The sequence below is a fragment of the Streptomyces glaucosporus genome (assembly GCF_039533345.1).
GTDB lineage: Bacteria > Actinomycetota > Actinomycetes > Streptomycetales > Streptomycetaceae > Streptomyces > Streptomyces glaucosporus.
Genome location: NZ_BAAATJ010000002.1, coordinates 136,962 through 148,097 on the forward strand (window position 1 = coordinate 136,962; position 11,136 = coordinate 148,097).

Annotated in this window: 11 protein-coding genes and 1 pseudogene; 7 read left to right on the forward strand and 5 right to left on the reverse strand. The window is 75.3% G+C overall.

From position 1 onward, the window contains the following. Nucleotides 1-128: 128 nt before the first annotated feature. Nucleotides 129-1,781 (reverse strand): serine/threonine-protein kinase, encoded by a 1,653-nt coding sequence (locus ABD358_RS02745; RefSeq protein ID WP_344629171.1) that lies wholly within the window; start codon nt 1,779-1,781, stop codon nt 129-131. 217 nt (nt 1,782-1,998) lie between these two features. Between ABD358_RS02745 and ABD358_RS02750 the strand changes: the two genes are divergently transcribed. After that, on the forward strand, nt 1,999-2,832 hold the full coding sequence (locus ABD358_RS02750; protein ID WP_344629439.1) for an SDR family oxidoreductase: 834 nt from the start codon (nt 1,999-2,001) through the stop codon (nt 2,830-2,832). A gap of 150 nt (nt 2,833-2,982) precedes the next feature. Here the strand turns inward: ABD358_RS02750 and ABD358_RS02755 are convergent, their stop codons facing one another. Further along, the gene (locus ABD358_RS02755; protein WP_344629172.1) at nt 2,983-3,915 is read right to left on the reverse strand and encodes a quinone oxidoreductase family protein; all 933 of its coding nucleotides are present in this window, start codon (nt 3,913-3,915) and stop codon (nt 2,983-2,985) included. Between the two features lie 118 nt (nt 3,916-4,033). Between ABD358_RS02755 and ABD358_RS02760 the strand changes: the two genes are divergently transcribed. From ABD358_RS02760 to ABD358_RS02770, 3 genes and pseudogenes are all read left to right on the forward strand, one after another. After that, entirely contained in the window at nt 4,034-4,423 is a 390-nt protein-coding gene (locus ABD358_RS02760; protein WP_344629173.1) for a hypothetical protein, read from the forward strand. Between the two features lie 350 nt (nt 4,424-4,773). Continuing rightward, the gene (locus tag ABD358_RS02765) at nt 4,774-5,208 is read left to right on the forward strand and encodes a subtilase-type protease inhibitor (RefSeq protein ID WP_344629174.1); all 435 of its coding nucleotides are present in this window, start codon (nt 4,774-4,776) and stop codon (nt 5,206-5,208) included. 626 nt (nt 5,209-5,834) lie between these two features. After that, nucleotides 5,835-6,302: pseudogene (locus ABD358_RS02770) on the forward strand (DUF6083 domain-containing protein); the annotation flags it as partial. Between the two features lie 33 nt (nt 6,303-6,335). Here ABD358_RS02770 and ABD358_RS02775 read toward each other — a convergent pair. Beyond that, nucleotides 6,336-6,974 (reverse strand): HAD family hydrolase, encoded by a 639-nt coding sequence (locus ABD358_RS02775; RefSeq protein ID WP_344629175.1) that lies wholly within the window; start codon nt 6,972-6,974, stop codon nt 6,336-6,338. A gap of 208 nt (nt 6,975-7,182) precedes the next feature. On the opposite strand from ABD358_RS02775, the gene ABD358_RS02780 reads away from it, so the two are divergent. Then, the gene (locus ABD358_RS02780; RefSeq protein WP_344629176.1) at nt 7,183-7,575 is read left to right on the forward strand and encodes a VOC family protein; all 393 of its coding nucleotides are present in this window, start codon (nt 7,183-7,185) and stop codon (nt 7,573-7,575) included. A gap of 74 nt (nt 7,576-7,649) precedes the next feature. Here the strand turns inward: ABD358_RS02780 and ABD358_RS02785 are convergent, their stop codons facing one another. Beyond that, nucleotides 7,650-9,056 (reverse strand): FAD-dependent oxidoreductase, encoded by a 1,407-nt coding sequence (locus ABD358_RS02785; RefSeq protein ID WP_344629177.1) that lies wholly within the window; start codon nt 9,054-9,056, stop codon nt 7,650-7,652. 300 nt (nt 9,057-9,356) lie between these two features. Here ABD358_RS02785 and ABD358_RS02790 point away from each other — a divergent pair, with 300 nt between their 5' ends. Both ABD358_RS02790 and ABD358_RS02795 read left to right on the forward strand, forming a co-directional pair. Continuing rightward, the gene (locus ABD358_RS02790) at nt 9,357-9,779 is read left to right on the forward strand and encodes a phage holin family protein (RefSeq protein WP_344629178.1); all 423 of its coding nucleotides are present in this window, start codon (nt 9,357-9,359) and stop codon (nt 9,777-9,779) included. Next, entirely contained in the window at nt 9,776-10,060 is a 285-nt protein-coding gene (locus tag ABD358_RS02795) for a DUF3618 domain-containing protein (RefSeq protein WP_344629179.1), read from the forward strand. The genes ABD358_RS02790 and ABD358_RS02795 overlap by 4 nt, the downstream gene beginning before the upstream one ends. Before the next feature lie 46 nt (nt 10,061-10,106). Here ABD358_RS02795 and ABD358_RS02800 read toward each other — a convergent pair whose 3' ends face one another. After that, nucleotides 10,107-11,066, reverse strand: coding sequence for a YihY/virulence factor BrkB family protein (locus ABD358_RS02800; RefSeq protein WP_344629180.1), 960 nt, complete (start codon nt 11,064-11,066; stop codon nt 10,107-10,109). Between the last annotated feature and the right edge of the window lie 70 nt (nt 11,067-11,136).

Sequence of the window (11,136 nt, forward strand, 5' to 3'; positions counted from 1 at the left end):
GGGCGACGCGGCGCAGTATGACGTCGGCGCCGCCCTGCCGGGGCACGGTGGGGGCGGGGACCTGCGGAGTGGTCCGCAGGCCCCCTCGGCTTCCCTCAGCTCCGACGGCGGCCCCGGTCGGGGGTGGGTCAGTCCGCTCGCCAGACCGTCATGTCCGCCATCAGGAAGCTGACTCCGCTGTCCGGCAGAGCGGTCGACTTCACCTGGACCACGAGCAGCGCGATGTCCCCGGAGGGATGCTTGACGCAGATCTCGCTGCCGGTCGCCACGACGGCCAGGGGGAGGCTGTGGCTCTCGGCGCCGTCGAGGACGCTGCGGCACGTTTCGAGGGAGGCTCCCGGCTTGCCGTAGGACACGCCGATCACGCTGGTGTCGCTCTCCAGTGAGCAGCTGGTGTCCCCGCAGACGAAACGGATGTCTCCCTTGCGGTCCTTGCGCTGGCCGCCCGGCTCCTTGATGTCCAGCGAGTTCTTCTCGTTCAGCCGCTGCAGGGCGTAGGGGACGGCTTGCGGCTGGCCGGACGCGGCCGAGGGCGCGGTCGAGGGAGGGCCCGACGCGTCCGGTGCCCGGCCGTCGTCACCGCCTGAGTCCCCTGAGCCCCGCGAGTCCCGCGCGTCCGGCGCGGACGCGTCCGAGGACTCCGACGGCCGTGCGGACGCGTCCGGGCCGGGCGTCGAGGGCCCGGAGATGTCCAGGCGGCGGAGCTGGTCCACCATGTTCACGACAGTCCATCCCAGGCCGGTCAGCAGCAGTGCGCCCGCTGCCACGGCGGCGGCCGTGATCAGCGCGGTGCGCCGCCTACGGGACCGCCGCTCGTCCGGGTCCGCCTGCTGCGGCCGTGCGAGCAGCGGCAGCGTGTGCACCGGGGTGGGGTCGGGCACCGGGGGCGGAACCGTCACTTCCGGTCCCGCGATCTCCCGCCAGACCGCCGGCCCCGCGCCCGCCTCGGCGTCCCGCCCCAGACGCTGCCGGCACCACTCGATGACCTCCGCCGGGGTGGCCCGTTCCTCCGGGTCGGCGGCGAGGCACCGGGCGATCAGCGGACGGAGCTGCTCGGGCAGCGGGGACAGGTCGGGTTTCGAGTGGACGATCCGGTACAGCACGCTGACCGAGGGGCCGTTCCCGTACAGCGGCTCGCCCAGTGCCGCGAACGCCGCCGTCTGGCCGAGCGCGAAGACGTCGGTCGCCGCGGTGACCTCGCCCGCGGTGGCCTGTTCGGGAGCCATGAACTGGGGTGTGCCGACGGTGGCGCCCGTGGCCGTGTGCGAGGTGACGTCGGAGGCCAGCGAGATGCCGAAGTCGATCACACGCGGCCCGTCGGCGGCCAGCAGGACGTTCGACGGCTTCAGGTCCCGGTGGACGATGCCCGCGCCGTGGATGGCCTGCAGCGCCTCGGCCACCCCCGCCATCAGCCACAGCACCGCCGGCACCGGCAGCGGTCCGCGCCGGGCGACGGCCTCGGCCAGGGAGGGTCCGGGCACGTACAGCGTGGCCAGCCAGGGCGGTGCGCCGTCCGCGTCGGCGTCGATCAGCTCGGCGGTGTACGCGCCCCGGACCCGCCGGGCCGCCTTTATCTCCCGGCGGAACCGCTGCCGGAAGGCCGGGTCGTCGGCCAGCTCCGCGCGCACCACCTTGATCGCCACCGGCCGGCCGCCCTGCGTGTGCGACAGGTAGACCCGGCCCATGCCGCCCGCGCCGAGCCGGGCGGCGAGGCGGTAGCCGGCCACCATGGGCGGATCGTCCGCCTGCAGCGGCTGGAACGCCTCGGTCGTGTGGTTCATCCGTCCCGCCCCCCGTTCCCCTGATCCCCTCGCCCGATGAGCTGATCGGCAGCAGCCTAGACGTTCCGCCGTGACCCCTGGTCAGGTGAGGGGCCCGGAGCCCGGCGGAGCCCCGCGGGACCGCGCGGGACTCCCTCTCACGCCTTGACCTGAAGTTCGGTTGAGGTTCTAGCGTGCCGTGGACGTGCTCACCGGACGACGGCGGGAGAAGACCACGATGATCCTCGTGACCGGAGCGACCGGAAACATCGGAAGCGCCCTTCTGGAGCAACTGCACGCGCGGGGCATCGCGCCTTTGCGGGGGCTGACCCGTGACGCCGCGCGGGCCTCGTTCCCCGTGGGGGTGGAGGCCGTCGAGGGCGACCTCTCCCGGCCGGCCTCGCTGAAGCCGGCCCTGGAAGGGGTGCGCTCGCTGTTCCTGGTGCCGGGCATGGGACCGGACGCCGAGGTCCTGGCCGCCGCCCGGCAGGCGGGTGTGGAGCACGTGGTGCTCGTGTCGTCCATCACCGTCCAGACGCACCCGCACCTGCCCGCGGCCCGCGAGAACCTCGCCGTCGAACGGCTGCTCCGGGAGAGCGGCATGTCCTGGACGATCCTGCGCCCGACGCAGTTCGCCTCGAACGCCCTGTGGTGGGCGGATTCGATCCGCGAGCACGGGACGGTCCACCTGCCGTACGAGGACGTCGGGCTCCCGACCGTCCACCCCGCCGACATCGCGGCGGTGGCCCGGGTGGCGCTGACCGATCCGGGGCACCGGGGAAGGACGTACGCGCTGACCGGCCCGGAACCGGTCACGGCGCGGCAGCAGGTCGAGGCCGTCTCGGCGGCTCTGGGACGGGAGGTGGCCGTCGTCGGGATCGGGCGCGAGGAGGCCCGCCGGCGGCTGGCGCCCCTCATGGGCGACCGGCTCGCGGACGCGCTGCTCGACCTGCTGGGCGGGGACGTCAACGACGAGCCGCTGAAGGTCCGCGACACGGTGCGGCAGGTCACCGGCTCCCCGGCGAGGACGTTCCGGCAGTGGGCCGTGGAGAACGCCGCGGCCTTCCGCTGAGACGTACGGGCCGGTGTACGGGCCGGTGCCTCCCCGCCCGGGGCACGGGGTACGCGTGGCGACCGCGGCGGTCGTCCGGGGGCACGGTCCCGCCCGGGGCGCGCTCCGGGAGGTCCCGGCTCATCCCGGCGCCGCCTGCCTCGCAGGGCGTCAGGAGGAGAAGTCGAGGACCAGGCGTCCGCGGACGCCGCCGGCCTCCAGCAGGCGGTGCGCCTCGGCGGCCCGGTCGGCCGGCAGTACGCGCGCCACCCGCAGTGTGACGGTTCCCTCCTCGGCCTGCCGCCGCAGCCGGTCCAGGGCGGCGGCGTCCTCGGCCGCCGTGGCCACCAGCACTCTGTGCACCGTGATGCCGCGTCCGGGGTCGCCGTTCCAGCCCCGGACCACGGCCAGCCCTCCGCCGTCGCGGACGGCGGGGGCGATGCGCTCGTCGAGGACGGCTCCGTCCGCGACGCCGTCGACGCCCTCCGGCCGCACCTCGCGGATGCGGTCGGCGACGTCGTCGCCGCGGCGCACGACCACGTCCGCGCCCAGGTCGCGGACCAGTTGCTCGTCGGCGGCGGAGGCGTCGGCGATCACCCGCAGCCCCTCGGCCTTCGCGAGCTGGACGACGTAGCCGCCGAAGGCGCCGGCCGCTCCGGTCACCGCGATCGTCTGTCCCGGTGAGAGGGCGAGCCGGTCGAGGGCCAGTCTCGCGGTGAGTCCGTTCATCGGGAGGGTGGAGGCGGCGGCGAAGTCGGCGCCCTCGGGGATCCGGGCCACCGACTCGGCCGGCACCACGATCTGGTCCGCGTAGGCGCCGTGGGACCCCGACGGCACCACGACGGCCATCACCCTGTCGCCGGTCTTCCAGGGGACTCCCTCGCCGACCTCGCTGATCTCCCCGGCCGCGTCCATGCCCGGTACGTAGGGCGGACGGAACTCGGAGGGTTTGCGCAGTCCGGCCCGCAGCACGGTGTCGGTGGGGTTCACCGCCGCCGCGTGGACCCGGATGCGCACCTCGCCGGGGCCGGGGTGGGGTTCGGGGATGTCGACGACCTGGAGCTTCTCGGGTCCGCCGAACTCCATGACTCCGATGGCTCTCATGGCGCCAGGCTATTCGGTTCTCGTCATTCGGGACATTCGGGACTTGGCCGTTCCGCCGACGACGGAGGGCGGGTACGGCATCCTGGCGGGCGTCGGTCGCACGAAGGGAGGCCGGGAAGTGAGCACGTCCGGTACGGAGCGAGGTCCCGGCGAGCGCTCGCCGGGCGGCTCGCGGGGGTACCCGGCCCGCAGCGCCGCGCTGGCCGCCGCCGTCCTCGCCACCATGTGGTGGGGGTTCGCCGGGCTGGCCACCGAGAACTTCGGGAGTGACTGCCTCTTCCATTTCGGCGAGACGGGACCCCGTGCCGAACACTGCCACCGCGTGAACGACCGGGCGGAGGCGTGGCTGCCCCGGCTGGTGCTCGCCGCGTGGTTCGGTGCCGCCGTGTCGCTCGCCATGCCGCGCGCGCTCTCCGCGGTGCGGTACGCGGCCGCCGGCGCCGCTGTCGTGTCCCTGGTCGTGGCGGTGCTGCTCGGGGGGCATGCCCTGGCCGTCTCCTCCCCGTGAGCGCGCGGCGGCCGGACGTGTCGCGCGCGGGCGGCGGCCGGACGGTGGGAGCGAGCCCACGGCGGGGCCCGCTGACGCTTTCCGGCCGACCTGGGGTGGCCGGGTGCGTACGCCGGGGAGCGGAGTCGCGGGCCGGGGGCGGGCCGGTCATCTTCCCTCACCCTTCCGTCCACATGCCGGACACGCTTCCGCGAAGCAGGTGACGGACTCCCGAACCGCCCGAGTGGCACGGTGAGCCACCGGGTGGTGGCATAGGGTGACCGAAAATGATCGCTCGGATGTGCTTCCTGCGGTCACCTTCGCAAGACTCCCGTCCGGTATTTGCCACACCGAGCCAAGGAGTGTTCGAAATGCGGTATGCCATCAAGGGTTTGGGGCTCAGCGCCGCGCTGGCCGCCGCCTGTCTGGCGGGAGCGGCCGGCACCGCGACCGCCGCGCCCGCGCACCCCGAGGGGCTGTACGCACCTTCGGCGCTGGTGCTCACCGTCGGCAAGGGAGACGATCCGGCGACGGCCACCGTCGAGCGGGCCGTCGTCCTCCGCTGCTCGCCGGCTCCCGGCGGCGACCACCCGGCCCCCGAGCGGGCCTGCGCGGAGCTCCGCTCCGCCGGCGGCGACTTCGCCTCGCTGGTGGAGGCCGAGAGCGACCGGGTCTGCCCGATGGTCTGGGAGCCGGTCACGGTCACCGCGGACGGGACCTGGGACGGCCGCCGGGTCTCCTACGCGCACACCTTCCCGAACGCCTGTGTCATGGCGGACCGCGCGGGCGCGGTCTTCTCCTTCTGACCCTTCTCCTTCCGCCCTTTCCGGCGCCCGCCCGGGGGAGCCCACCGCCACCGCCTCCCCCGGTCCGCGCCCGGAGCGGTAACGCTCCGGGCGCGGGGCGTTCGGGCGCCGGGCGGCCGAACGCGGCCTGGCGGGCCGGGATCCGCGCCCGAGGGCTTCGGGGAGGAGCCGGGCGAACGCCGCACGCACGGGCTCGCGGGCGGCTCCCGGAGCGGCCCGGGTCCTCGGGCCGCTCCGTGGGTGCGGGCCGGGACCTCCCCGGTCCCCGGCGCGGCGACGCCCCCGGGGGGCCGAGGTCCCGTGACCGAGGAAGACGCGAGCGCGGAAGACGTGGCCGCGGAAGGCGTGGACGCGGTCGGTGCGGGCGGAGTTCGCCGGGGCCGCCGCCGGGCCCGCGGCTCCCCCGCACGGAGGGCACGTGCCCGTCGGGCGGCGGCTTCGCGGAGCCGAATCCGGACCCACGTACGCGAAGAGGTCGCCGTCGGCCACGGGGCACCTCGTGGGGCGAGACCGTGCCGGGACCGTACGGCGGGCGCTCGCGACCCGGCGTCCGCGCCCGTGTTCCGCCCCCACGCGCCCCGGCCGCGCCCTGCCGCAGCCCGGCGCCGGCGCCCACTCTGCGACACATGGGGGCATTCGAGGACATAGGCCGGAACACCTGCCAGAGCCGAGACGTCTGCCGGAACTGCCGTGAGAGCGGCCCCACCGTGCGGGAGCGGGGGCGCGTCCGTCCCAGGGCCGTGCTGTGCGACCGCTGCTGGAACGTCTGCGCCAACGCCCTCGCCGCCGAGGAGGGGGCCACCGCGCCGCCCCGGCCCGAACCGGGGCCGGACGACGTCTCCCGTCACGAACCGCCGCTCTGCCCCGACTGCGGAGCCCCGGTCGCCCACTACCCCACCGACTACGACCGCTGGGTCCACCTGGCCACCCGGGACCTCCCCGCCGGGGACGTGCCGCCCCGTCACCGGTGGCGGCTGGAGACCGTACGGGCGCGGCACTCCGCCACCGCGGTGGACGTCGTGGCCGTGCGGCTCCGCGGCGTCCGGCCGCTGCCCGACGAGCCCGTGCGTCCGGCGCACCGGGCGGTCTGCCCGGGGCCGGACGCCGTGCGCGAGGCCGGGGACGGGTCAGGCCGCGGCGATGGCGAGCAGGTCGTGCAGCGAGTCGATGTGCCAGTCGGCGGGGGCGGCCTCGGGGGTGCCGGCCCACAGGTGCCCCCAGGGGCCGCGCCGCAGGTGGGCGACGCGCATGCCGTACGCCTTGGCCGGCGCCACGTCGTTGACGGGGTGGTCCCCGACGTAGACGGTCTCGTGCGGGGCGGCCTGCGCGAGGTCGGCGACCCGGGCGAAGAACCCGGGCGAGGGCTTGGCCACGCCCCATTCGCCCGAGGTGGCGACGGCGTCCGCCGGGATGCCGAGCGCGCGTAGGAGCTGCCCGGCGCGGACGGTCTGGTTCCCGGCCACGACGACGCGGAGACCGGCCCGTCGCAGGGCGGTCAGGGCCGGGCGGACGTCGGGGTAGAGGTCGGTGTCGTCCAGGTGCTCGCCGCGTCCGGCCGCCTCCCGCGCGGCGTACTCGGCGGCGACGTCGATGCCGGGACGCAGCAGGCGGAGGGCGTCGTCGCTGTCCCTGCCCTGCCCGACGACGGCGCCGACCAGGGCCGCGAGGGTGTGCCTCGGCACGCCGAGCCAGTCGGCCCAGCCTCCCCAGTAGCGGTCGTCGCGGACCAGGGTCTCGCCGATGTCGAGGGCGACGGTTCGGATCACCGGGCCAGCGTAGGGCCGTGCGCTCCGGTCCGGCGCGCGGCGGCACGCCGTGGCGGGGAACGGCGGGAACGGCGGGAACGGCGGGAACGGCGGGAACGGCGGGAACGGCGGGAACGGCGGGAACGGCGGGAAATACGGTGCGCGCTCCGGCGGTTCCACCTCGTGACAGGGCGTCAGCCGCCCCTTTTCACCGTCCCGCGGAGGAACCATGCGTGTGATCGGCTTCGACCACCTCGTCCTCAACGTCGCCGATGTCGAGCGATCCCTCGACTTCTACTGCGGCACGTTCGGCCTGGAGCCGGTGCGTGTCGACGAGTGGCGCGAGGGGAAGGCACCCTTCCCCTCGGTGCGCGTGTCCCCGTCCACGATCATCGATCTGGTGCGGCGGAAGGACGGGGAGCCGGCGCCGGGGTCCAACGTCGACCACATCTGCCTGGTCGTGGAGCCCCTCGACTGGCAGGAGGTGATCGAGTCGGGCGAGCTGGAGGTGCTGGACGGCCCCGGTCCGCGGTTCGGCGCCCGCGGAACCGCGCAGTCCGTCTACATCCGCGACCCCGACGGCAACACCGTGGAGCTGCGCTGGTACCCGCAGGACGCGTGACCGGCGGCACCCGGCCGGTCAGGAGGCGGCCGGGGCGGAGTGCCCCGGCCGGGGAAGTGCCGCCGCCCCGGCGGTCAGGAGGCGGCCGGGGTGCGGGGGCGGCCCGTGCCGGGCCCGCCGGCCTTCCGCGCCGCGCGGAGCACGCGGAGCACGTGGCCGGGTGACATCAGCCGGGCGGGCGGCTCCATCATGTGGGCCACCGCCAGGAACGTCCTGGCCAGTACGGGATCGGCGGACGCCGCCGCGCGGTAGCGGGTGAGGTACCGGTCGAGCAGGCCGTCTGCCGGGCCGCGCCTCCCCTCCACCTCGGGGAAGCGGAGGTCGCCTCCGGCGGCGAGCAGCCACGGGGTGTCGACCGCCCTGGCGGCGGCTCGGAAGAAGCGCCGGGGAAGGTCGTCCGTCCCCTCGGCGAGGAGCTTCCTCAGGAGGATCGCCTGCTGGGCCGCCGCCGTCATGCCCTGGCCGTAGGCGGGATTGAAGCTGCACAGGGCGTCGCCTGCGACGAGGAAGCCGCCGAGGTGCCGGCCGAGCTTCTCGTAGTGGTGGCGGACGCTGGCCGGGTAGCGCATCTTCACGGGCCGGTCCAGCGGTTCGGCCGTGCGCAGCAGTTCGGCTATGTCGGGTCCGGGCAGGCTCTCGGCGTAGGCCAGCATGCCCTCGTCGTCGGTCGGGGGTTCCTCCCCGAACTGGCCGACGAGGACGACCGCGAACCTGCCGTCCTCCTCCGCCAGGAGGGCCCCTCCGCGCGGCATTCCGGGGAAGCCCACGACCGCGACGCCCATCAGGCCGCCGAGGTGGTGGGGTTCGCGCCGGAATCGGCGGGTGACGTAGACGACGTCGGCGCGCACCCGCGTCCTCGCCGGCAGGGGGTGGCCCAGTTCCTCCAGCCAGGTCAGGGCCCGTGAGCCCCGGCCCGAGGCATCGACGACCAGGTCCGCGCCGAGCGTCTCCTCCCCGGCGTCCCCGGACGCGCCCCCGGATCTCGGACGCACCCTGACGCCCGTGATCCGGGTGCGGTCCGGCGCGGCGGCCAGCCCGAGCACCTCGGTCGAGTCCCTGATCCCGACGCCCGCGAGCGCGGCGACCCGTGCGCGCAGCAGCTGCTCGACCAGGGGGCGGCTCGCGCCGTACGAGATCAGTCCGGAGGGCGCCCGGTACGCGCGGTGGCCGTCGAGGTACCAGTGGGCGTCGCCCTGGGTGTCCGCGCGGGAGGCCCCGGCCGCGACCAGCTCGTCCGTGAACCCGGGGAACAGCTCGTCGAGGGCGAGTGCGCCGCGGGCGAGCAGCGTGTGGAGCTGGCGGCCCTGCGGTACGCCCCGGCGGGGGGCCGGGGCGGTGGGGAGCGTGTCCCGGTCGATCACGGTCACGCGCTCGCAGGCGTCGGTGAGCACCCGGGCCACCGCCAGCCCCGCGACCCCGGCGCCGATCACCACGGCATGGGTCCGTTCCCTCGCCGGTCCGGGCCGGGCGGTCGATGCCATGGGCGAACTCCCTTTGCTGTAGGGCGACTTCGGCGGTCCCTCCCATGAGCGTGCCACCTCCCCCGCCGGGTTGGCGAGTGGCCGTACCCGCCCCCGGGGGGCGGTCGGCCGCCCCCCGGTCCGGTCCCCGCGCCGGTCCGGCGGCGCCGGCGCCCGTCCGTCCGGACCGTGTCCCGGCCGATCCCCCACCGCGCGTCCCGCCCGTTTCCGCCTCCGCTGCGGCGAACGGGTGAGCCGTGGTTAGCCGGGCGGCGGCCGGAGGTACTCGGAGCACCGGCCCATGAGGGGAGCGCGACGGCGATGAGCACGATGCATCGGACGGACGGACACAAGCCCGGGAGCGAGCGTTCCATCGGCGAGCTGGTGGCGCTGGCCACCGCGCAGATGTCGCAGCTCGTACGGGAGGAGCTGCAGCTCGCCAAGATGGAGATGGCCGAGAAGGGCAAGCGGGCCGGGCTGGGCGGCGGCCTGCTGGGCGGTGCCGCGATGGTCTCCCTCTTCGCGGTGGCGTCCGGTGTGACGGCCGCGATCGCCGGCCTGTCCGTGGTGTGGCCGGTGTGGCTGTCCGCCCTGGTGGTCATGGCGGTGCTGTTCGCCGTCGCCGGGCTGATGGCCTACCTGGGCCGGGAGGAGGTCCGCAGGGCGGGCCCGGCGAAGCCGGAGCGGGCGATCCGCGGCGTGCACGACGACCTGGACGAGATCAGGGCGAGGGTGCGCCGATGAGCGTTCCGCACATTCCGGGCATCCCCGTCGATCCCGATACCCCGGCGGAGCTCCGCGCACGGATCGACCTCACACGCCGGGAACTCGGCGACACCCTGGAGGAGCTGGCGTCCAGAACCGACGTCAAGGCCCGCGCCCGGCGGAAGGCCGGGCGCGCGGTGCGGACGGGGCGCGCGAGGAAGGCCGCCTCCGGGGGCGGCGCCGCCCTCGTCCTCGCCCTGGCCGCCGGGCTGCTGTACCGCCGCCGGGAGCGCCGGCACCGCCGGCGGAGGCGCCGCTGACCGGGCGGTTTCCGGACCGCGCCGGCCGGCGCGTCACGGGGACGCCTCACCGGGCGGCGGAGTCCTTCCGGTTCCGCCGCCTCTCCCTGCGGCGCCTGGTCTCCCGGCGGAGCGAGCGCGGCCACTTGGTGGTGTCGCGCGGCTCCACGTACGGCTCCTCCCCCGGTGGGAGGCCGTTGTCGTACGCCCTTCTGCGGGCCATCTCGGCGTCCAGTTCCAGTCCGAAGAGGATGGCCAGGTTCGACAGCCACAGCCAGACCAGGAAGACGACCACCCCGGCGAGCGTGCCGTAGGTCTTGTTGTACGAGCCGAAGTTCGCCGTGTAGAGGGCGAAGCCCGCCGAGGCCACCATCCACAGCAGCACGGCCAGCACGCTCCCGGGCGCCATGCGCAGCCCCCTGAGCCGGGCGTTGGGCGCCGCCCAGTACAGGATGCTGATCATCGCCGCCACCAGGAGCACCAGCACCGGCCACTTGGCGACCGACCACACCAGCAGCGCCTGCTCCCCCAGGCCGATGGCCGCCCCGACCTGCTCGGCCACACCGCCGGTGAACACCACGATCACCGCGCTCAGCGCGAGCAGCACCATCAGCACCAGCGTGACGCCGATCCGCAGCGGGGTCAGCTTCCACACCGGGCGCCCCTCGGGGATGTCGAAGACGTGGTTGGCGGTGCGGATGAACGCCGCCACGTAGCCGGACGCGGCCCACACCGCGCCCAGCAGGCTGACGACGGCCAGGACCCCGCCGCCGCTGCCGCGCTGGAGTTCGTCCACGGCGTCGCGGAGGATCTCCTGGGCCGGGCCGGGGGCCAGCCGTTCGAGGTTGTCGAGGATGTACTCGGTCGCCCTCCTCCCGACGACGCCGAGCAGCGAGACGAGCAGCAGCAGGGCCGGGAAGACCGACAGCACGCTGTAGTAGGTGAGGGTCGCCGCCCGGTCGGGGATCTCGTCGTCCAGGAACTCCTTGCCCGTGCCGCGCAGCAGTCCCCACCACGTCTTCGTCATGCCCTACGGATTGCCGGTGCGGACGCGGTCATGTGCGGGCCGCGGGGACGGCGGCGGGGCCCGGGAACGG

Bases quoted from the DNA above. Each gene is read 5' to 3' on its own strand.
- ABD358_RS02800 (WP_344629180.1), bottom strand. From the start codon at position 11,066: ATGACGAAGACGTGGTGGGGACTGCTGCGCGGCACGGGCAAGGAGTTC.
- ABD358_RS02795 (WP_344629179.1), top strand. From the start codon at position 9,776: ATGAGCGTTCCGCACATTCCGGGCATCCCCGTCGATCCCGATACCCCG.
- ABD358_RS02785 (WP_344629177.1), bottom strand. From the start codon at position 9,056: ATGGCATCGACCGCCCGGCCCGGACCGGCGAGGGAACGGACCCATGCC.
- ABD358_RS02790 (WP_344629178.1), top strand. From the start codon at position 9,357: ATGAGCACGATGCATCGGACGGACGGACACAAGCCCGGGAGCGAGCGT.
- ABD358_RS02745 (WP_344629171.1), bottom strand. From the start codon at position 1,781: ATGAACCACACGACCGAGGCGTTCCAGCCGCTGCAGGCGGACGATCCG.
- ABD358_RS02780 (WP_344629176.1), top strand. From the start codon at position 7,183: ATGCGTGTGATCGGCTTCGACCACCTCGTCCTCAACGTCGCCGATGTC.
- ABD358_RS02765 (WP_344629174.1), top strand. From the start codon at position 4,774: ATGCGGTATGCCATCAAGGGTTTGGGGCTCAGCGCCGCGCTGGCCGCC.
- ABD358_RS02750 (WP_344629439.1), top strand. From the start codon at position 1,999: ATGATCCTCGTGACCGGAGCGACCGGAAACATCGGAAGCGCCCTTCTG.
- ABD358_RS02755 (WP_344629172.1), bottom strand. From the start codon at position 3,915: ATGAGAGCCATCGGAGTCATGGAGTTCGGCGGACCCGAGAAGCTCCAG.